Source organism: secondary endosymbiont of Ctenarytaina eucalypti (genome assembly GCF_000287335.1).
Classification (GTDB): Bacteria; Pseudomonadota; Gammaproteobacteria; order Enterobacterales; family Enterobacteriaceae.
Map to the genome: position 1 here is coordinate 391,431 of NC_018419.1, position 22,221 is coordinate 413,651.

Consider the following 22,221-nt stretch of genomic DNA (forward strand, 5'->3'; position numbering starts at 1 on the left):
ACCTTGAAAAAACAAACATATGCTCTCAGGTATGTCGCAGGTCAGCCTGTCAAGCGTATCTTTCCACCTCTCTCTTCGAACCCATTAGGTCAACTGCTGCCGGAGGGAAAACTTTTACTAGAATCGCGCTTTTTACGAGTGATGGTATGGAATATATGTAAACAGCAGTGTGCTAATTGGCTATCGGTGTTGCAAGGATTAAGCAAGAATGTTCAGTTACTCCTGCTACAGGAAGCACAAACCACGCCTGAGCTTGTCCGATTCGCCACCTCACATTATCTAGCGGCAGACCAGGTTCCTGCATTTCTGTTCCCACAACATCCGTCAGGGGTCATGACCTTATCCGCGGCTCATTCGGTCTATTGCTGTCCACTGCGTGAACGCGAGCCTCTTTTGAGATTAGCTAAATCGGCCCTGGTCACCGTATATCCGTTTTATAATAGGCAACTTCTGATGGTGGTCAATATCCACGCGGTGAATTTCACCCTAGGCCTGGATGTATACAGTAAACAGCTAGACGCTATTGGTACACAGATTCGTCACCACAGCGGTGCGGTAATCATGGCGGGGGATTTCAATACTTGGAGCAGGCAGCGTATGCTAACGCTCTACCGATTCGCTGACAAGATGGGGTTGGTCGAGGTAAGGTTTGTCAACGACCAGCGCACTAGGGCATTTAGACGACCACTTGATTTTGTATTTTACCGAAACATCAGTGTCCGCGAGGCATCGGTGCTGGCAACTAAGGCTTCAGACCATAATCCCTTGATGGTCGAATTCGAGCCCACTCAGATCAGCAGCGCGAACGAACGCTGGCGGTGAAAACTTCTCGGTCTCAGGAGGTAGTCTAGGCTCTTAATAGAGCGTTATGAACAATGCATAACATCTACTTTCCCCACCGAACTTGCCGTTATTCCTGCTCATAAGGAATACGACGTTGCCTATGAGACGCGACTAAAATGCAGTGATCTATACAAATCTGAAAGTTTCGAGAACTGTGTTTTGCGATGAAAAGTGCTTAGCTGACTCCCTAGCGGCACACGTGCTCTCATCTAAGGCATTATTTAACTAATGATCTGCGTGATGAGGTTTGTTGCATTATAAAGCATGATTCTATTTTGCCATGCGGTTGACATAGGCAGTGACTGTTATTTGATGGCATATCGTTTTCATGCGCCCTAAAAATCTACGTGTGAGTTGCAGTGCCTTTATTGCGCTGAGCATTAAAGTGAACATATTTCATCCTAAATCCATTAAATGATTCTATACGCAGTATAGCAATCACAGAAGGCATCTATTATCATAAAAACGTTAACACATGGTGCATTATCTTTAATGCATAAATAGCAGTAGCCTAAAATTTTTTAATAAAAGAGAATTCCGCCCCTAAAAAGGGGGAGAATAATGTATGGTGACAAGACTATCTAGCCGTAGATAGTCTGCTTAGATGCAATTCTCTTTTCTAATGAACTACATAATAGTACTTGCTGCGGTATAATCTATGACGAATATGATAAGAAAAGCCCCTCGCACCATCAGGCTCGCAGTGGCTTTCGGCTATTACGCTACACATGACTAACGTAGCTCTCTATCAAAACAACAATAAGGCCGATGATCTAGCCGCGGCCAACGTGCATAATATTAGCCAATCCACGCTATAAACGTCACTAAATAATAGATAATCAATATTATCAGTAAAGTCGCATAACCTAAAAAACTAAACGCACGTGATCATGGGTCAATTGCTGATCTGAGATACGGATCTATTCTACTCTACAATACTTTGGCTAGTCATCTTGGTCCTGATAACTAGCCTTACGTAGGCAAAAGGTGCGATCATGGGAGTAGTGAAAGCGCTTAACCAAATGACATTAGGCATGGCGAAGAATATCTGCATCGTCTAAACCTCAATCCTGCCGATCATCGTATCTTGCGTAGCGGCCTCACCCTACCTGCTAGTGATGAGCACCTGCTTTCCTTGAAAGCAAGATTCTCCCGGGACGCAAGAGGATAGATGGCTACCTATAGTAGGAGCAAAAACAGTTTTAAAAACTGACGATAGCCATAGCTCTCTAGCATCACCTACCTGTTGGTCACATTTTTATTCTCGGGGTCATGGTCCAATATTAGAGAGTGGTAGGGAACCGGCTCGCCTCAGCTAAATACCTAGTGTATGCTTAGAGCCTTCCAACCGATTACATGCATTGTCAGTAGAGACTGAAAGCATGTTTACTTATCTAAAAAGACAGATACTCACCCAGCCACCTGAAAAATAAACAAGCGCTCCTTCTGGTTTCATGAAGGAATGTATCAAAGCGGCATCTTATTAGAACCTAAAGCGCTTTTAGAGAAAATTCTCCTCAGCATTACCGAGGTAGTAGTGCGTAATAGGTTTCATGTTTTCATCAAATTCATAGACTAGCGGTACACCAGTCGGTATATTCAGTTCTAGAATCTCCTCTTCGCTAAAATTGTTTAGGAATCCGCCCATAGCACGCATGGAGTTGCCATGAGTGCTTATTATAACTCTTTCACCGTTCTGCATGCGAGGAAGAATCTTTTCTTGCCAGTCAGGCATGACGCGATCAATAGTTAACGCCAAACTTTCGGTGGTAGGCAGCTCGGCAAAGGTCAAGTTAGCATAGCGCGCATCGCATCCCGGGAAACGCGGGTCATCTCTGGTCAGTGCTGGTGGCATGGTCGAAAAACCGCGACGCCACTGTTTGACCTGTTCATCACCGTATATTTCCGCGATTTCAGTTTTGTTGAGGCCCTGTAGTGCGCCGTAGTGGCGCTCATTTAGACGCCAAGACTTTTCCACCGGTAACCAGACCTGATCCAGCTCATCTAGGATAATCCATAAGGTGTGAATGGCCCGCTTTAGTACTGAAGTATATGCAAAATCAAACATATAGCCTTCTTTTTTCAGTAATTGTCCGGCCTGCTTTGCTTCTATTCGACCCTTTTCAGACAGGTCAATATCGGTCCACCCGGTGAAACGGTTTTCGTTATTCCACTGGCTTTCCCCGTGACGAATCAGAACTAATTTTGTTACAGCCATTATGCTACCCCTCAAAGTCTTCAGATTGTTATGATAACACTGCGTATTACATAGCCTGAGAATATTCAGCGAAAACTGACAGGAAATAGCAGCAGGAATCACTTAGGACTTATTTAACATACACTATATATTCGTGCAAATTGAATGCGATGAGACCTACTGTCATGCGATGAAGGCAGCGTTCGTCATTTCTTTATTTAATCATCTCCCTATAAAAAATATTTAAATAAGCACTTTGACTATGTATTTACCAATTTTCTTATCGAATCCTAATAGTCATTTAGACTTAGATAATTATCAAGTAATGTGTCAAGTCTACGAAGAACTGTTTCAGAAAGTGAACTTTGATTATGATTAGCTTTCTTGCCATTAACCAGGCATTCAAGGTGACGCCCGGATGCTAATTTTACCCTCATGATTACGGGTATATTCAGCAGCGGTGCAAAATATTACATCTTATCACGTCGGAATAAACAACTCTATTTTTTGCCTCAATAGCGCATTATATTCATCATGTGCATCCTAAAATCCGTCAGCTGACACCTTCCTAATTTCACAGTAGGCTATTTTTAGCGCATCCGGAAATGTTTGTATTGCATTGACACTCTTCTTGGGTCAATCAGTCAAGATGATTGCATATGCCATGCATGCAGTTTATGGCGTAATCCGACTAAGGTCTTATTACCCTCCATTTTTCGACGCCGTGCTAGCAGATGTATAAGTATTCTTCTTTTTTTGAAAATATAGAGCTTCTGATCATTACTGCCGCATTCCACGTAGTTTATTTAAAAAATGGACTGGATAATAAAGAAAAGGTTACAATTACCACCTTCTCATCCTACGACAGGATCTTGAAAAAACGCGATTCTCTAACCGACCTGAGTCAACAAGTTTCTTCTTTTTCTGCATCAGAAGATGCAATGTTCTTTTCTTTTCTGCTCGCCTGATAGAGCGGCCATAACTACAGTGCTAATGATGCCATGAGTCTGTAGCATATTTCTCTTAGTGCGTTACCGAGATGTGTGGACGTAATGTTAAAACGGGGAATATTGCAGACGCAAATAAGATACAGGAGCTTCTCGCTGAGAGACGTTAGTAAAGACTTTGCATCTCAGCATATAGACTACCTCACAATCAGTGACAACACCCGATAAGTTATGAATATAATGCTTACCTGAAAGTTTTTAAATGAAGGCAAATTATAGTCTAAGTGAAATGATATCCTCTCATTGGAGTCACCAAAAGAGCTATTGATGCACTAAAATACTACCACATTGACGCAAAGGCTATGATATTTTTTTGAGCACAAAGTAACACACTGACAATTGAGAAAACCGCGGCTAACGGTGCGCATGACGTATATATAATCTTCACTACCAGGTCGTCAAAACTAGTACCTAAGCGCTAGCCTCAATAACTGATACTTGTTTACGAAAGGCAATGCTCTTGGATGATCACTAACTGAAAATAGCTCTTTCTAAATCACACCCCTTTTATGTTAGTCGCTAGATCTACTTGAGCATAATGCACATGTGGGCGACAAGCAATAACAATGTTTTCCGTAACTTACACCGAAGCACCCTTTATGCAAATGCCTAAAAGAATTCATGCGTCACCTAACTAATATATTGGTCGATCCCTGTTATAGGATCCCATTCCTAATGGATTCAATGAAAATGTAAAAATATTATTACAATGTAAATATGTATATTCTTAATACCTTTTTCGCCTTAAACGCGAACGAAGTCGATATGGGTCAGTTTCGGTTTAAATGGATGGCGCTGCACAGCCTGTACTTCTACCTTTCTTGCTTTTCCGTCGATTACTAAGGCCAACACGTCTCTATAAAAATCTTTTTTGGTCTGGGTGTGCAAAATAATATCATGATCCAGTTCAATAGCAATCGGTGCCTCAGCGCCACCGTAAACGATAGCCGGAAATTTATTTTTGAGACGTAGACGGCGGCTTGCGCCTTTGCCCTGGTCTTTTCGGATTTTAGCATTGATAGTTAACATGATTTTCTCAAAACCAGAATAAATCCTGGTATAAGTTACTTAGCTACAGTCTAAGTAGACATATCGGCGAATAACCGAATGCTATATTACTTGCATGGCCGATGCAAGGTAAAGTTTTCTGCAGCGTCTAGATGATAAGAGCCGTGACGCTCCCCTTGATCAGCGAATTTTATGCCATGCACTTGAAAACATTAACTACGCAGGACAGTAATACCAACATTTAACGCGCATTATTTACCTATTATCTAGATATCTTCAGCATTCCCCTATGCGTAGAAGAGGTACATCGCCTTGCTACGGAAAGCAAGAAATAGCCGCTCGCTGTTAAAAGAGCCGTGCCAATGATATTGCTTCATTTACGCTTGATGATACTCTAATCTGTTTTAACATACGCCATAGTATGATCGATATCATTTGCATGAATATGTTGAATAACAAAGCATTATACTATGTATCGGGGATACTATTTTAGAGTGAATGATAATGAAATGATTATAATTTATTTTTTAATACATTGACATTTAAGTCATCACTATGTCAATACATGACATGTATTTAAGAAATAACTCTCTTTGGAAAATAATTTCTAGTTGTTACCTACCTTAAACACAACAAGACACACAAGTAGAACGCGGCCCTGACAGCATAGGGATTTGAGTGAACTTAATGCGTGAAACAGATGGAGCTCCTGCTAAGATACCTAGGCTGGCGGCTTTGTTTAGGAAATAAAAAAATACCGCTCCTATCAGCACCAAAACATTAATTCTCGGTGATATAATTCATATAACCCTTGACTATCTAAACTTAAAATTTTGCCGTGTGATCACACAACAGACCGGCAGCATCCGGTCTAAAACAGCCAGTAGGACATCACTTAATAGCTAGCAGTAAACAAGATCGCGGCACGTACAATCATATATGCTTATTAATTGCAGAGAAATACGCATGTGCGTATCAGTCCTGCCAGCTTTTATACAACAACCCAACGGAAAATTAGTCCGGGGACAGCTGACGGGGCTGACGATACGCCTCTTGCTGTCATGATACTCTATTTAGGAAGAACAGTGGCCGATTACCCCCTGACTACGGCGGGTATATTAACAAGCCCAAGACTACTGGGCGTAATAACGCAGATATAAATTAATATCTGAGGTTGATTTTGTATCAACAGATTTGATGCTACTAAACGAGTAAGCTCATTGCGCTATGAAACATAAAATAATTAGATTATAACTTATGAAAAGCGTTATTATAGAGTTAATAAATTTATTCTACTAAAACGTCATAGCGCAATAAAATACTCTATATAATACAATAGCGTCGTAATACGTACAACTTAGCTAGCAGCTAAAGCAGAAAAACGCTTTTGATGCATAAGTATATGAAACATTTTTGGGAAGCTATTTTTTCTCCATGAGATGAAAAGCATAAAAAAGAGCATCAAATACTCTATGATTCACTGATATCATAAGATATGCATCACGGTCTTTTAACTAGAAAGCCCGGCATGTTATTGGCATAACGTCCTTAGTCATAATAATGACCTTAAATCTAGTTGAGTTACTAAGAGCATTCTTCAGTTCTATCTCAAAAATTAAGTAATTTAAGGAGCATTGCATACTGCGATACTAAGTGCATCTGGCAGGACCACGTAACAATTCTTAAAACTGGATATTCACGTCAGACTTTTTTATATGACGCCTGAATCCTCTTCCACCGTATACACCTAAGCACAGGGCAGATGAATGCTTACCATATTTTTGTCAGTTTTAAATATACCCTAACTGTTTTAGGGAGTGATAAAATTCTGAGAATGTACATACCGAGAACTGGCGCATACGCTATTAGTATTCCTTTAATTAACGAGACTGTCATGCAACAAAAGGAACGCCGTAAACTACGGGTCGCAGTGCTATTCGGCGGCCAATCCGCCGAACATGAAGTGTCGTTGCGCTCGTCGATTAATGTCATTCGCGCTATCAACCGGAAAAAATACGATCTGACCCTTATCGGGGTAGATAAATACGGGCGCTGGACGTTATGCAGGGAGAAAGACTACTTGATCAACCCCGAGAATCCTGCAACCATCTGTCTATCTCCGGCCCAGAGTTATCTGGGCGTAGTGCCCGGTCAGCAGCACCCGCAACTGATTAATGCCGCTAACGGTCAGGCATTGCCGTTCATTGATGTTGCTTTCTCAGTCCTACACGGCACCTACGGTGAAGACGGATCAGTGCAGGGGCTTCTAAGAGTGCTAAGTATTCCTTATGTTGGGGCGGACGTTCTCGGATCGGCTGTATGTATGGACAAGGATATGACTAAACGCGTCTTGCGCGACGCCGGGGTGCCGGTTACCCCTTCCGTAACACTGTTCCGCCAGGGAGGTGCGATACGAAATTTTGACGCGATCGTTAGCCAATTGGGCCTGCCAATCTTTATTAAGCCCGCCAACCAGGGATCCTCTGTAGGGGTTAGCAGAGTCAATAATCGCACCGCCTTCGACGAAGCCATAGCGCTCGCTTTCTATTATGATGCCAAAATTCTCGTTGAACAGGCGATAATCGGACGGGAAATCGAAACTGCTGTTTTAGGTAATGATTCGCCCGAGGTGAGCGTCTGCGGCGAGATCTGTTCTAATGACGCGTTTTATACCTATAACATCAAATATTTCAAGAGCGATCAACCAGGACTGATTATTCCGGCGCCGCTGACAGCATCGGTCGATGCTGCTATCCGGAAGACAGCTCGTCAGGCCTATCTAGCCTTAAGCTGCAGTATTATGGCGCGGGTAGATTTCTTTTTGACTGATCAGGGCGAGATCCTGCTTAATGAAGTAAATACTCTCCCGGGCTTTACCTCATTAAGCATGTACCCAAAACTATGGGCAGCTAGTGGTTTAGATTATTGCGCACTAGTAGACCGTCTACTCACACTAGCTCTATCGCGTGCTCATGAGGCGAGGTTAGGATAAAAAATCCTAAGTATTATTTTTTTTAAAACCACCCTCAAAATTATAAACCTTACAGATTTAATCAGTACTAGAAGGTGCCTACGTTATATCTCATGCTTCACGAAAGCGAAGGCTCTAATAGCATCATTCTAGCTTTTCCTCATCGCGAGCCTGCAATCCGCGCTTTAGCAGCTACTTAGATAGCCGGCCATGATCGTCGGAAGATAGTGAAGTCTAATCAATGCTCACGCCCTCCTGTATGAGGGCTGTGACGGCAGGCTAGTGTCAGCTTCAAGCAATACCGACCTAGAAAAGGCTGGGATTGATGATGTCTAGATCACATGGTGCTATTATGCCATGGCGCTATGTAGTTTTACAGTGCATGGCTTGAGGTAGTGAAATCCCAAAAGCTATCCCTTTCTCGGAGCAGTCCGGTACTCTACCTGAGCGTCGAACCAGGCCTGACACTTGTAACGACGAATAAACATTTTTTCACCGGAAGGAAAATGTAAGGCAGGATCTCTCAGGTTGATGGTAGATATAACAGCCGCTGTGGGTAATCCCTATCAGATCATACTAATATATGACGTTTTGTCGGGGTACATTGTACGTATAGCTCTCCTCCCTGTGATAGATCAATCACAGGGAGGATGCCCTGATAATAACAGGTGGCAACTATGCCCTACATACTATTGTTAATCGCCTAGCGCCACGTAATAAAAGATGCCGAAATAGTATATACTATTTTTGAATGAGTCATTGTCTGACGGTTGTAGCTGAAAGTTAATACTATCAATAATGAGTCGTATATCATTTCATGATTGTCTTATTCATATATTTGTTGAATAAATAGAAATTTTCATGTTGTCTCCGTGAGCCGTATAACCTTTATAACAAGAAAAATCGAATATTGTGAATGCATTAGAGTTTTAACGAACGAATCAGTAATAAGTATCTTCAAAGAGAAGAGGGCCGATCAGCCAGCAAGTGATGCACTCTAACCTACTGCATCTTTAAGAGAACAAAGGGATGTTACTTAGATCGTTATGTGCAATCTTTAAGTGATTGTCATGAGTTTAATATTAAAAAATTTTTTATCTTTGTCGTAACGAGATAAGCAAGCTTATTTTTATGTAATAGAAAAATGATAGCAGCGTATATCGTCAGTGTTGTCAACCGATGTTTCGTTGTCTTTGGTCGTTATATTGAGAGAAAGCTCATTCAAGCATCTTCGCTATAGATCCTGTAAGTTTATAAATCCAGTCATCAAGGTTCTCTTCCACCCTCCAAGGGCAGCGAAATCCTCGTATCATTATTCGCAGTACTTCAGTGAAGGTCTGATGTCAGTAAACAATCAGGAAGCCACGCCATTTAAGATAATATTGTTTTATCTACGGAAATAATTTATGATTAATCCTATGTATATCTTCAAAGATTAGATTAAATTGAGGATGTTTCAGTAATCTACTGGGTGATTTTAAAATTCTTCTTTCGCATAATAGGCTATTGTAAAAATACAGGGAGTTTATCCTGTGATAAACGAAATTTTACTTTCTTTCAGACATCCTCTTTAACACTGCTTTTGGTTTAAATCATGTCACCGTACACAGTGCGCTTTGCGTGATGCCTTCTAAACTAGAGCATGGGCCAATAACTACATATTGTTAGTTGTTTTTCATTTTTTTAATACGAGGCAATGCCTGCAGTATCGTGCAGTAATGCTTTCTATCCAGACGTCAGGCTAGCCCGTTTAGTCTGCCCGCTTTTCTTTCATCAACGTTTTTACTAACCTTAGTACACGAATTACTCGGGCAAAGATAATGAAGGTCGCATAATCAGCCCCTCTGCTCGCATCATATTGAAAAGCAGTTCGCGAAGCGGCAATCTGCTAATAGCTGCCTCGATCAAGCACAAGGCAGTCAAATTCCAAAGAAAAGGCTCTAGGAAAAAATGATCTGTTCTAAAAAGTATTAGTAGCCAGTGTCGAGAGCAGGCAGTGATTTTACTAATTCATCAATAGCCTGCATCTGACGCAAGAAAGGCTCTAGCTTAGCCAGCGGCAAGGCCGAGGGGCCATCACATTTAGCGTGCGCCGAGTCCGGGTGCGCCTCAATAAACAACCCTGCGATGCCGACTGCCATACCAGCGCGTGCGAGTTCGGTTACTTGCGCGCGACGTCCGCCCGAAACTGCGCTAAACGGATTGCGGGTCTGAAGCGCATGCGTAACGTCAAAAATGACTGGACAACCACCCGAGACCTGCTTCATCACGTTAAAACCTAACATGTCCACAACTAGGTTATCATAGCCAAAATTACTACCACGATCGCATACAATTAACTTGTGGTTACCTGCATCACGAAACTTCTCTACGATATTACCGACCTGCTCAGGGCTAATAAACTGCGGTTTTTTAATGTTCACTACCGCATCAGTAAAGGCCATGGCCTTTACCAGATCAGTCTGGCGCGCCAAAAAAGCTGGTAGCTGAAGAACATCTACTACTTCTGCCACGCTTTTCGCCTGCCCGGCTTCGTGCACATCGGTTATCAGATGCACGCCAAAGCTCGCCTTAAGCTCTGCGAAAATCTTCATACCTTTCTCTAGGCCCGGCCCCCGATAGGAATGAAGAGACGATCGATTAGCTTTATCAAAGGAGGCCTTAAACACGTAGGGGATGCCCAGTTTTTCTGTCACCATGACGTAGTGCTCGCAAATGCGCATCGCTAGATCCCGTGATTCTAGTACGTTCATGCCGCCAAAAAGCACAAAAGGGAGATCATTCCTTACCTGAATATCACCAATCTTCACCATTAATTGTTTCATATCTTACCTTCTTCATTGCAATTCACACGCAACCTAAAAGCAAGGAAGCCGGCATCAACGGTAAATTCCGGCTAAAGGTTTTTATAAATGTAGTGGATTAAAACCTGAAATATCTAGCTAAATATGTTATCTAGTGCTTCTGTTCTTCGTCATTTTGATCACGGAGCTCGCAAGGGTGAAAAAACGCTTGCTTGACATGATTCAAGCAAAAATAGTAGAAACGTTTTTAACGCTTTGCTAGCGAATGCGTAAGCAGAGCTGGTCGGACAGGTAAGACCAAATCAATATATGCTTCTTTCATTAGATTGCTTTTCAATACAACACGTCAGTTGTTCAATAAATAAAATATTTATGTGTGAGGTGTGCGTTGAAATTCCCTTTCTATACACTCTCTTTATAGTAGAAAAAAGCTTAAAGCTACGCACTGCTCCTCTTGCAAAGAGCAGTAAATTTTGGCTGGCTCGCTTACAGTATCATTGGGTTAGTCAGCGATTTTTTGCTCTCCTCATAGAGAATTTTTCTCCTGCGATTTAGCCGATCATTTTTCTACTTAGCTAGGGTCATCGAATACACCTATTATAATACAATGGATATGCAGTCTTGTCTTGAAAATCTTCAGATGGCATCTTTGGCTTGATATTGACACTTATTAAGCTTCCACTAAGCACTCTAGACGACTTTACCCTAGCAAGTAAGAAAAGGTAATGAAGATTATTATCAAAACCTCAAAACCTGGTGAAATTTTACCCTTGGTCATGAATGTAGCACGACTCGTAAGATTTTTGGTATATAAGCACCTTCTGTTTGCGAGAGGGGAGTCGATAAATCCAAAAGAGACTATAAGTCTCATTGAGGACTAAGCGGTGCGATACGATGAAATCATTATTTTTCCAACGTATCACACATTAGCACTGCCATTATCCATAAATTTTTACGGCTCTGACCATGAAACCTAACAGAAAAATCTAGCAAGTGGTCGTTAACCTCCCTGACGATACATCTTTCTTTCGTTCTGCTCTTGTCAAGGAGAACAGAAAGATGCGCATTCGACTGAGGGCGAATGCGAAATATTAACTGCCTTATTATGTTATTCGCATAACCCCCAGCTACACATTAGCGTCTGAATGCTAGCATTATACCTGAAAATAATGTAGGTTTTCACAAACGCTCACTAGCTGACATGCCCTTTTCCGGTGGTTAATACATTAGGAGTAATCATCTGAGCCTGTCTAGCTATAATTCGTCAAATGAATAACACTCTCTTCAGCCTACCTCAAGAGCCCGAGTAGACGTTAACTCCTTATACGCTCTATTTTTTATAACAAGCCGGTATCGGGTACTTTTCTTTCTCTAATCCTATGCTCTTCTTTTTAATGTCTTCCGCAGTACTCAGTTTCCTTAACCAAAAGCACAAGACTGCGTTATCTGTACAATATGTCAACACAGCAGCTGCTAGTACTGCGATTTTCTAAATACCGTCAAATCCTTTCGCTCAGAGAGGCTCGTGAGGCATCCTGAGCTAGGTTCGGCCGGAATATGAGGCTGTATGTTTTTCGTCATACTGTTTAGTTGAAGGCATGATTCCATCAAATAGTGCAATCAAGCTGCATAGATGCAAGCATGCAGCAAATGCAGCCATTTAGAGAAATCCTAGTTATATTAAAAATCGGTAATCGTAATTTATCGGGGTCTTCTGAATAAGATCCACCGTGTAAAAACTGCCAAGAAAAACAGAACACATGCATAGAAAAGCAAACAATCCTGGGGAAATAGGGGCCAACCCGGGATAGCGCAACGCTGGTTAAACTACTATCGGAGCAACCTCGAGACCTCAATCATCGATTATTTCTTTTTAGCTTGTGTAGTACGCCTCGCTATGCTCTTTTAAGATCTCGCGTTGACTCTGGTAATAGCTGTCCGAAGCTCACACGCTCATTGCCACCGTAATCACGTAGGGTTATAGTCCGACCAAAGCCAGAAGCGCCCAGAAGGCCACGCACTGCCACTCCCTGACTCCACCCATGCTCTAGTAGCAACCAACCACCAGGCAATAAATGCTGCCCTGCTCCACAGCAAATCTCTGCTAAATCCTTCAGGCCATCCTCCCCCCCCACCAAAGCACTGCGTGGCTCAAATCGAGCATCGCCCTGCAAGAGGTGAGGATCGTCTGCCTGAATGTAGGGTGGATTACTGATAATGAGATTAAAACGTTTCATTGTTAATGCTTTAAACCAATCACTTTCATGAAACTGCACATGATCTAGTCCCAGGCTAACGGCGTTATCACGAGCGAGTGCCACGGCGCCTCGTGAACAATCGACTCCAGTGATCCTCCACGATGGCCGCTCCGAGGCTAGCGCAAGGGAGATTGCACCGCTGCCGGTTCCCAAATCTAGTACCTCGGTGCAAGGGGGAAGCGACAGGTCTAGCGCACACTGAATCAAACATTCCGTGTCCGCTCGTGGAATCAAGGTATCGGTGGATATACGCAACCGAAGAGACCAAAAGTCCCATTCACCAATAAGGTAGGCGATGGGCTCACCTCGCTCTCGGCGGGTGAGAAGGATCTCAAGTGCATCATGCTGTGTGTCCGGTAGAGGGGTTTCACTGAAGGCCAGCAGCCGAGTGCGCGTCTCCCCGGTCACCTGCAGCAGCAAGATTTCGGCATCGCGCGTGGGGCAGGGACTTAACGCCAAGCGAAGTCGGGCTACAGCCTGTGTCATCCATTTCTGCCAGGTCATTAGGGGCGCATCGTCTGGGACAACGCAGTGAGATGAGAGGCATAATGCTCCTGCATGATAGGTTTAATAAGCAGATTGAGTCTACCATCAATCACTTCCTCGAGGCGGTAAAGGGTCAAGCCGATACGATGATCGGTTACCCGCCCCTGCGGGAAATGGTAGGTGCGGATGCGATCGGATCGATCGCCGCTACCTAGAAGATTACGACGCGTAAAACACTGATCTTTCTGCCGGCGCTGGACTTCAGCAGCACGCAAACGAGCACCTAGCACCTCTAAAGCTTTAGCTTTGTTCTTATGTTGAGAGCGTTCATCCTGGCATTCTACTACCAGGCCAGAGGGTAGATGGGTAATGCGGACAGCAGAATCAGTTGTGTTGACGTGCTGACCGCCGGCTCCGGAAGAGCGAAAAGTATCAATGCGCAGATCGACAGCGTTGATTTCCGGCAGTTCCGCCGGCGGGATCTCCGGCATCACCGCTACAGTACAAGCAGAGGTATGAATTCGGCCCTGGGATTCAGTTTCTGGTACCCGTTGCACACGATGGCCGCCGGATTCAAATTTTAACATGCCGTACGCGCCTTGATGAGATAGCTTGGCTATGACCTCTTTGAACCCTCCGTGCTCGCATCCGCTGGAGCTGATGATTTCTACCTTCCAATGGCGGGTCTCGGCAAAACGGCTGTACATACGTAGAAGATCGCCCGCGAATAGAGCTGCTTCATTTCCTCCCGTTCCGGCTCGCACTTCTAGGAAGCAACCGTGTGCATCGTCAGTATCTTGCGGCAGTAGCAACACCTGAAGCTGCTGCGCCAGGAAGATACTGCTGGCACGTGCAGCTTGAAGCTCTTCTTCCGCCATATCGCATATTTCCGGATCCTCTAACAGCTTCCCCAGAGCGTTAATATCTTCTTGCACCTGGCGCCAACGCTGAAAACAGTTTGTCAAAGCAAATAGCTGTGTGTGCTCCTTCGATAGGGAGCGAAACCGTCCCTGATCAGCAATGATTTTGGGATCGCCGAGCAGCATTTCTACTTCTTCATGGCGCTCTTTTAGCGCCTCTAATTTCGCGACTATAGAGGCATTCATGTGTGATGTAGTTACCTTATTTTTCAGTAGAAGTAGTCAAAGACTTACTCGCTCAATATCTCATTGCTCGGTAGCGTCTTTGCGGGAAGTATGATTTAATGATGCTGTAGACACATGCAGCAGATGATTGGTCAGCTTGTGCGCTATGTAATTTACTGTCTGTTCTGGATCAGAGCTGCGCCGCAAAGCCGAGCATACGGAGGTTTTCACAATCCCCGACCGAAGCTATATATCCTCTCCAGCGGCCGGGTGCGGTAAGCAGAGACCGCTTCCACTCCTGAGCCTAGATACGAAACCAACTAATGACATCTAAAACATTCTGCTAGGGAATAGTTTCGGACAGTCTCGCAATATCTTTAAAATAAGGGATGTCCATGTAATCATAGCCCATAGATTGTTTGTTGTATACGGACAAGCCCTTGGGTAGCTTCAAAACCTTTAGTTCAAAATGACATATTATAGGAATATATACTAGAAAATGGGTTGATAACAAGGTTGTTTAGTGCTGGTTTTTCCATTCCCTATCGGATCATCAGCAGTGAAATGGCAGTTGAGGTGACAATAATATCGGTTGTATTAAGGGAGGGGCTCATATCCTACTAGTCTTATGACGTCGGCGCCCATCGAACGCATGATTATCTTTCTCAGGAAGAAATTCAAAGATCTTCCGCGACTGTCGTGCACTTTAGTGCAGGCTACAGAGACCCCTAACACCGCGTATGAAACAATTTTGGTTTTGGCGTGCTCTCTCTCGGTAACAGAGAGATGTTTCTGAAAAAAATAGAGCTATAGCCGTCGACAGGCTCTGTCTGTAACGGGACGCAGAGAAAGTCTTTTTAACAACCTATCCGAGGATTTTCAGCGCGCCGAGTGGTAGCGAATCCGGACCGATGTCAACAGGTATTACACGTTTGACTTCTGCATCGCTGCAATCGAAGAAAAGACTCTGATAGACTGCGTCAAGCTTAGCCTTCTGGTAGTCACACCACGAACGTAGCAACACTTCACAAAAAAGCTCTTTTGTGTAAAATTTAAGCACATTTTCTTAGTACAGTTGCAGTTTAGAAAATAGAACCACCCATTACAACCGGCTTGTGTAAGCAAGCTACGCAGAATGTAGTTAAAGCTCTTAGAGGTCAATTCTGTCTATGTCGCGCAAAGCCACCTCGGATGTTTCTTATCTATATAGAGCATGAGCTAGGTCATACATTCAGATTCTCAGTCGCTAGAAATGTTCTACGTAACGTAAAAAGAAGAGAAGATACCCTATTGAGAACATGGCAACATTTAATTTAATCTAAAATTTGTAAAATATATAAGTATTTGGTGATGCGTTAGCCCCTAGAAAAGCTATTGCAACGCAATAGAGACGCTTAAAGCATTCCTCAAAGCGTAATCTTATTAGGGGGTTAAATTTTTTTAGCATCCCCTTACTGACTACACATTATAAGCACTTAGATTTAGATGAGGAACGAAAAAGTCTTGTAAAATGAAACATGATTGCTTCAGATAGCAAGAGCTTCTGACCACTTCTGGCTTTTAGGTATCATCACTACTACACAGAAGCGACTTGTAACCGCAGAGTTATGCTAATGTGACGGACGAGGAAATTTTGCGTCTTCCAAAGACTGGGTTATCGAATTTCTTATCATTATTAAGAGAGGATAATAATCGTCATGTGTATACTCAGCATTATAAGAGAAGCAGTTCCTAATTTTCTAGACTATCCGCTTGATTACATCCGATAGCTTTGCTGCAGCAGTAGTACTATTTTTCGATCAATCAAGATGGAAAATTTCATATTTCTTGCTCTCTAGAACCAAATGTTGAGTTAATTATTTTTTTATTTTTTAATAGCATACATTTGGATTTTGCATGTTATTTCAAAAAAACGTGCAGTCTCCTGCTATCAATTATGCATGTGCTTAGTTGAGCACTGTCGTGCTAACAGACACTGTCTTTTCTGCTTTTATATACTCTCTGATCGCTATTTTTGCGCAAAATATAGCCTAAGAATTTTAGTAGCTACACCATCAAGGTCAAGAGTAGCTCAACAAAGTCTTATAAAATTTTTTTCTCAAGCACACACCCACGTCGTTATCAGGATGGTTATTCCTAGCCCTATCCAAGTAGCAAAGGTAGACGGCTAGCACGACGGCCAAGAAGAACTTTCTCTATCAAGGTTCCGCGGTAATAGCTGCTTACCCCATCTATTCCGTCAGCGCTTTCAGAGATCCGATCTCCCTGAGGATATTGTTATTAATGGGTCACTGACTGATAAGAAATTTTCTTTATAACAGCTATTTATTGACAACAGATAATCAGATTAAAAATACTTACTTCAAGCTACTCTGTATTAAATAATGCGAAATGATATGTATGGTAAGTGCCATCACGCGCGATGGCGAGCTGACAAAACCCGCTCTACTGTATCGATAATTGCCTGTGTCTGCGAGTCAATTTCGATATTAACACTGGCGCCAAGTCGTTTCTTGCCGAGTGTCGTTCTCCGCAATGTTTCAGGTATTAAATGTACGCAAAAACGGTCATCTGCAACTTCGCTTACTGTCAGGCTAATGCCATCAACGCCGATATAGCCTTTATGCAAGATATATTTCATTAGTGCCCTATTCGGTAGGGAAAACCAAATCTGGCGGTTGTTCTCTGAGGTAACAATTTTGCTCAATTCTGCAGTGCCAATAATATGCCCGGACATCATATGACCGCCAATTTCCGTTTTTAGACTGGCTGGCCGCTCTAGGTTGACCTCATCTCCGACCTTTATCGCACCCAAATTGGTCAGTTGGAGCGTCACTTGCATCAGATCAAAGCTCACCACATCATCAGCGATGTTCGTAACTGTCAGACAACAGCCATTATGAGCTATCGAAGCGCCGATATCTAAATTTAGCAGCAGCGACGTTGGTAAGCGGACGTAATGCGTGCAAAGGTTTTTTTTTGCTTCAATTGCAATAATAGGCGCGGTGCCCTGAACGATCCCCGTAAACATGGGCTTTTCCTCATCTAGCTACATCTAGACACCTAAATAACTCGGCTGTCATTTTCTTACATAAGATGCGCGTTGTTAGAGATTGATATCTTATTATATAAATTTTGTTAACCGATGCCACTATGCAAAATCTTTCTGAAATACACTAGCATTGATAATAAGTTGAGCGCTAACAGCGTTATTTTTACTTGATGCGCACAATATTTAACATCTCTTATAGAGTCATAATGTTAACCTTCATGACTAGTACTGTAGCTGTACGTACATGCTCATCAGAGCTATCTTGACTCTGAAGCGCTTCACGGAAATATTTTAAACCATTATTGAATTTGTTGGCCTAGTAAGCACTAGTCCTTACCGACTAGACTTTCCTGTCTGCCCGAATACTTAGATGCTCATTTCTAACCATAGGGTAAGATTCATAATATAAAGAAAGCTGAAAGTATCTTTAGCTAGAGCATGATAAAGGGTTGTATGCTTTTCTGCTGTAGAGCATCAGCTCAGTAACGTATATCTTTAGGACCGTCAGCCGACGCTACCGTAATTTTCGGTGAGTTTGCTATATTGCATCTCGTAGAATCGATATAAACGTGATACTAATATGGTAAATTAGGAAAATAATTTCATGTTTCACGTTTTGTAGTACCGCATGGCAAAAAATGCGATAATCTATTTTTTAATATTATGCTACTTGACCTGGGATGCTTCTTGACAAAACTCTGTAAAGCTGAAGGAACTGTTATCGAAAAATAGAGACTTATCGATTCAATACACTCCAAGCATAAAGTGTATTGCTTTAATAAAATCTACGGACCGGCTATTGATATGCTGGGATCTACAAACCCGGCGTCTAGGCTATACAGTTATTTTTTTGCCAATAGGCAAGATCGTTTTATATACTGTGGCAAATACTCATGCTGATATTCCAGTACCAGAGCAGCTTCTCGTTATGCCCCAGAATCTTCAGCTGACTTCGCACGCCAGTGCGCGACGATAGTGCACGAGATCTTCAATAGTAAGAGGCGGCATTCCGTAGTGCCTTGCAAAGGCTACGATTTCTGGCGCCCGTGCCATCGTACCATCGTCATTAGTCACTTCGCATAGCACGCCAGCCGGCTTCATGCCAGCGAGAGCAGTTAAATCCACAGCCGCTTCAGTATGCCCAGCGCGGACTAGTACACCTCCCCGCTGCGCACACAGTGGAAAAACATGCCCGGGACGATTAAGATCAGTTGGTTTAGCGTTATCTTTAATAGCAGCTAGAATCGTTGTCAAACGATCGGCGGCAGATACCCCGGTGCTGACGCCTACCGCGGCTTCTATCGTGACGGTAAACGCTGTCCGATAATGACTGCTGTTATGTTCAACCATCATAGGCAGTGCTAACCTCTGTCGGTGTTCGTCAGTCAAGCACAGGCAAACGATACCGCTGCCGTATCGGATGGCTAATGCCATCTGCTCAACAGTCATATTTTCCGCAGCGAATATCATATCGCCTTCATTTTCACGATCTTCATCGTCTAACACCAGCACTCCCTGGCCTTTTCGCAACGCCTCTAGCGCTTTTTTCAAGCGTTGAAGTGGAGAACCGAATTCGGAAAGAAGCGTCTGATTCATGGTAAACAAAACCTCATCATTGATATAAATTACCAGAATCAGGGCAGACTTAAGAGTGACCTCGAAAGGGCTAAAAAATAAAAATAGCGTGTCATAGCCCGATTAAGCTGCGTTACTTTCTTTCGCCTGAACTATTACCATCGGTACCGGAATTATACCGGCTCTACTCACCTAAGATCGCCCGCAATCTCAGCGCTCGTGGGCATCCTTTACAATACTTATATTAGAGTTACCGGCGATGGGGATATACCCTCTGCCCTGAAAGGCAGAGGAATTATAGCGCTAACCGACCGCCAAGGCAATTAGCAACCGAATAATTTCAATACATTTTTTTATTTCCACTGAGAGCTAAAAGGCATTACACTCAATAGATTCTGAAAAGTTAGGAACTCTACAATGATTGATCCAAAAAAACTTGAACAGATTGTTCGGCAGGTGAAAAAATCTCTGCCGAACAGCATCCGTGATTTAGGTGACGACGTAGAAAAAAAGATTCGTCAGATACTACAACACCAGTGCAATCGAATGCATTTGGTAAGCCGTGAAGAATTTGACCTGCAAACACAAGTGCTCTTGTGTACCCGTGAGAAACTTAATGAATTAGAGCGTCGTCTTAAAGCGTTAGAAACAGCACCAAATAGTAATCAGTCAGTCAGGTTAGTAGCGCCTTCTTGCAGCACGACATCAGCCAATAAGGCTCCGGTAAAGGAGGATTAGTTTATGGGAGTGATTTATGTAGACAAGACTACTAGCATTTGCTTCGAGTAAGATATATTCTTAAAATTTATAGTCGTAAATACCACGCCAGTTAAAGACACCTTTAGCAAACTATAAACAGCATCGCCTCCCTGCCGATGTCATCGGAAGAGAGGCTAATATATGGTGTAAAAATCCCAGCTCGATGGTATTATTTATTATGGCTTAGGCTCGTGCATCTTAACCCCCCCCCCGCGCTTAATAGCTTTGATTATTGTAGTGCTTGAGCAGTTTTCTTCAAAATTCAGCACCAGAACATCACCCCCATTGTCCCAGACCTCCTTGCTTCCTGCTATCTGATGCGGCAGATAGTCGCCCCCTTTGACTAACACATCCGGTAGTACGTCAGAAATCAGACGTAGCGGAGTATCCTCGCTGAAAGGTACGACCCAGTCTACCGCCTTGAGCGCTGCTAAAACAGTCATACGCTGCGCTAGAGGATTGACCGGACGCGCGTCCCCCTTGAGGCGCTTAGTTGACTCATCACTGTTCACCACTACAATGAGTCGGTCACCTAACCTACGAGCCGTAGCAAGGTAACTAACATGGCCAGCATGCAAAATATCAAAAATACCATTGGTCATCACAAGCTTTTCACCGCGCTGACGAGCCATGGCCACAGCCTGCTTCAACTTACTTTCGGTCATGACACCAAAGTTTATTTCGGCGCCACCACGGGTGGCGTTTTCCAGCTCGGTAGGGCTAACGGTAGATGTGCCTAATTTTCCAACAACCACACCTGCAGCAGCATTAGCTAGAAAACACGATTCCTCTAGACCATGACCAGCTGCGAGTGCGGCGGCGAGTACACCAATAACCGTGTCCCCTGCACCAGTCACATCATAGACTTCTTTTGCCTGCGTCGGTAAATGCAACGGCGCCTTTCCCGGTTGTAGTAAGGTCATCCCCTGCTCAGAGCGGGTAATTAGTAGCGCTGTAAGCTGATACGCGGCGATGATGTTCATTCCACGGCTTACGAGCGTTGACTCATCTTTGCATTCCCCCGCAACTGCCTCAAACTCAGAGAGATTTGGCGTCAGCAGTGTAGCGCCTTGATAGCGACTGAAGTCGGTGCCTTTCGGATCAACTAGAACAGTAACACCGACGGCGTTTGCCAGGGCAATAATCTCACGTACTTGCGCTAACGCACCTTTCGCATAATCTGAAAGCACCACCACCCCGCTGTGCGGCAAAGCCACCTGAATGCGCTCCAAGATGGGCGTGGCGTCAACATCCTCAAAGCCCTTCTCAAAATCCAGGCGAATCAGCTGCTGATTACGTGATAACACCCGCAGTTTAATGATCGTAGGATGAGTGGCAACAGCGATAAAATCACAGGTTACAGAGACTGCACTAAGACGTTCTCCAAGGGTGCGTGCAGCGTCATCAATGCCAGTCAGGCCGATTAAACGGGACTGGCAGCCAAGGGCGGCAATATTCATCGCGACGTTAGCAGCGCCTCCGGGACGCTCCTCCATGGCATCTACTGTCACAATAGGTACTGGTGCTTCTGGTGAAATCCGGCTGCTAGGCCCGTACCAATATCGATCTACCATCACATCACCAACAACCAGCGCGCCCGCCTGGCGAAAATCAGGCAAGGTCTCTTTCATTCACTTGCTCCAAAGAGATTTAGTTTACAACATACGAGAATATCACATGCGGGAAAAACTCAACTCCTCATACCAACGTTCTCAGTCCCTACTATAGCAACGCTGCTGACTCGTCACGTCATCTATTAACACCATTAGTGGCGGCTGAAGACGCACTCACAGGCAACCTACGCTATTGGAAGCACCGAGCGATACATTGTATCACTCGGTGTCGTCTCACTACGGCGACACTCATCACCTTAGATAGCCCCATCATGCCACACTCCTCCGCATACACTCTATACCGAGAAGCAATCAGTAAAAGCTTGTCGGTGTTGTGGACACCACCCTAAAATACGGCTAAAAACCTCATATCGGCAACAATCTGCTCGTTCGTGTAGTAATTAGAAAAGCTAGATTGCTAACCAGGCGACTATTGCTGCATCATAGCGCATACATTTCACTACACATCTCTAAAAAGAGTAGTGGGATTGTGAACCTGCCGCATCGACCATTGGGATAAGTCAAGACCGCCCCTTGCGTCAGGAACAGATATAAACTATACC

13 protein-coding genes are annotated in these 22,221 nt (G+C 43.6%); 4 read left to right on the forward strand and 9 right to left on the reverse strand.

Features of this window, described 5'->3' with window-relative positions; genetic code table 11:
• The first annotated feature begins 3 nt into the window (after window positions 1-3).
• Complete coding sequence (locus A359_RS00995) at window positions 4-822, forward strand: endonuclease/exonuclease/phosphatase family protein (RefSeq protein ID WP_014887945.1); 819 nt, start codon at window positions 4-6, stop codon at window positions 820-822.
• Window positions 823-2,344: 1,522 nt separating this feature from the next.
• On the opposite strand, the gene gpmA is transcribed toward A359_RS00995, so the two are convergent.
• On the reverse strand, window positions 2,345-3,061 hold the full coding sequence (gene gpmA / locus A359_RS01000; protein ID WP_014887947.1) for a 2,3-diphosphoglycerate-dependent phosphoglycerate mutase: 717 nt from the start codon (window positions 3,059-3,061) through the stop codon (window positions 2,345-2,347).
• A 1,730-nt stretch (window positions 3,062-4,791) separates the two neighbouring features.
• Window positions 4,792-5,076, reverse strand: a complete 285-nt coding sequence (gene rplY, locus A359_RS01005) for a 50S ribosomal protein L25 (RefSeq protein WP_014887949.1) — start codon at window positions 5,074-5,076, stop codon at window positions 4,792-4,794.
• Window positions 5,077-6,949: 1,873 nt separating this feature from the next.
• Between rplY and ddlA the strand changes: the two genes are divergently transcribed.
• Window positions 6,950-8,047 carry a D-alanine--D-alanine ligase gene (gene ddlA, locus A359_RS01010; RefSeq protein ID WP_044104691.1) on the forward strand — a complete coding sequence of 366 codons (1,098 nt, stop codon included), beginning with the start codon at window positions 6,950-6,952 and terminating at the stop codon, window positions 8,045-8,047.
• Window positions 8,048-9,996: 1,949 nt separating this feature from the next.
• Here the strand turns inward: ddlA and kdsA are convergent.
• From kdsA to prfA, 3 genes are all read right to left on the reverse strand, one after another.
• On the reverse strand, window positions 9,997-10,851 hold the full coding sequence (gene kdsA / locus A359_RS01015) for a 3-deoxy-8-phosphooctulonate synthase (RefSeq protein ID WP_014887952.1): 855 nt from the start codon (window positions 10,849-10,851) through the stop codon (window positions 9,997-9,999).
• 1,874 nt (window positions 10,852-12,725) lie between these two features.
• Window positions 12,726-13,592, reverse strand: a complete 867-nt coding sequence (prmC, locus tag A359_RS01020) for a peptide chain release factor N(5)-glutamine methyltransferase (protein WP_014887954.1) — start codon at window positions 13,590-13,592, stop codon at window positions 12,726-12,728.
• Window positions 13,592-14,680: a peptide chain release factor 1 gene (gene prfA / locus A359_RS01025; RefSeq protein WP_014887955.1), complete on the reverse strand. Its 1,089-nt coding sequence runs from the start codon at window positions 14,678-14,680 to the stop codon at window positions 13,592-13,594. The genes prmC and prfA overlap by 1 nt, the downstream gene beginning before the upstream one ends.
• 114 nt (window positions 14,681-14,794) lie before the next feature.
• On the opposite strand from prfA, the gene A359_RS04370 reads away from it, so the two are divergent.
• Window positions 14,795-14,938, forward strand: a complete 144-nt coding sequence (locus A359_RS04370; RefSeq protein WP_160142712.1) for a hypothetical protein — start codon at window positions 14,795-14,797, stop codon at window positions 14,936-14,938.
• Between the two features lie 586 nt (window positions 14,939-15,524).
• Here the strand turns inward: A359_RS04370 and A359_RS01030 are convergent.
• From A359_RS01030 to ribB, 3 genes are all read right to left on the reverse strand, one after another.
• Entirely contained in the window at window positions 15,525-15,683 is a 159-nt protein-coding gene (locus A359_RS01030; RefSeq protein WP_160142713.1) for a hypothetical protein, read from the reverse strand.
• Between the two features lie 1,389 nt (window positions 15,684-17,072).
• Window positions 17,073-17,690: a riboflavin synthase gene (locus tag A359_RS01035; RefSeq protein ID WP_014887956.1), complete on the reverse strand. Its 618-nt coding sequence runs from the start codon at window positions 17,688-17,690 to the stop codon at window positions 17,073-17,075.
• Between the two features lie 963 nt (window positions 17,691-18,653).
• Window positions 18,654-19,307, reverse strand: coding sequence for a 3,4-dihydroxy-2-butanone-4-phosphate synthase (ribB, locus tag A359_RS01040; RefSeq protein ID WP_014887957.1), 654 nt, complete (start codon window positions 19,305-19,307; stop codon window positions 18,654-18,656).
• Between the two features lie 396 nt (window positions 19,308-19,703).
• On the opposite strand from ribB, the gene ubiK reads away from it, so the two are divergent.
• Window positions 19,704-20,024, forward strand: a complete 321-nt coding sequence (gene ubiK / locus A359_RS01045) for a ubiquinone biosynthesis accessory factor UbiK (protein ID WP_014887958.1) — start codon at window positions 19,704-19,706, stop codon at window positions 20,022-20,024.
• A gap of 197 nt (window positions 20,025-20,221) precedes the next feature.
• Here the strand turns inward: ubiK and hldE are convergent, their stop codons facing one another.
• The gene (hldE, locus tag A359_RS01050) at window positions 20,222-21,676 is read right to left on the reverse strand and encodes a bifunctional D-glycero-beta-D-manno-heptose-7-phosphate kinase/D-glycero-beta-D-manno-heptose 1-phosphate adenylyltransferase HldE (protein ID WP_014887959.1); all 1,455 of its coding nucleotides are present in this window, start codon (window positions 21,674-21,676) and stop codon (window positions 20,222-20,224) included.
• Between the last annotated feature and the right edge of the window lie 545 nt (window positions 21,677-22,221).

Excerpts from the sequence above, each read along its gene's own strand:
- kdsA (WP_014887952.1), bottom strand. The coding sequence starts at position 10,851 with ATGAAACAATTAATGGTGAAGATTGGTGATATTCAGGTAAGGAATGAT.
- gpmA (WP_014887947.1), bottom strand. The coding sequence starts at position 3,061 with ATGGCTGTAACAAAATTAGTTCTGATTCGTCACGGGGAAAGCCAGTGG.
- prfA (WP_014887955.1), bottom strand. The coding sequence starts at position 14,680 with ATGAATGCCTCTATAGTCGCGAAATTAGAGGCGCTAAAAGAGCGCCAT.
- prmC (WP_014887954.1), bottom strand. The coding sequence starts at position 13,592 with ATGACCTGGCAGAAATGGATGACACAGGCTGTAGCCCGACTTCGCTTG.
- A359_RS01035 (WP_014887956.1), bottom strand. The coding sequence starts at position 17,690 with ATGTTTACGGGGATCGTTCAGGGCACCGCGCCTATTATTGCAATTGAA.
- ddlA (WP_044104691.1), top strand. The coding sequence starts at position 6,950 with ATGCAACAAAAGGAACGCCGTAAACTACGGGTCGCAGTGCTATTCGGC.
- ubiK (WP_014887958.1), top strand. The coding sequence starts at position 19,704 with ATGATTGATCCAAAAAAACTTGAACAGATTGTTCGGCAGGTGAAAAAA.
- A359_RS04370 (WP_160142712.1), top strand. The coding sequence starts at position 14,795 with ATGCAGCAGATGATTGGTCAGCTTGTGCGCTATGTAATTTACTGTCTG.
- ribB (WP_014887957.1), bottom strand. The coding sequence starts at position 19,307 with ATGAATCAGACGCTTCTTTCCGAATTCGGTTCTCCACTTCAACGCTTG.
- rplY (WP_014887949.1), bottom strand. The coding sequence starts at position 5,076 with ATGTTAACTATCAATGCTAAAATCCGAAAAGACCAGGGCAAAGGCGCA.
- hldE (WP_014887959.1), bottom strand. The coding sequence starts at position 21,676 with ATGAAAGAGACCTTGCCTGATTTTCGCCAGGCGGGCGCGCTGGTTGTT.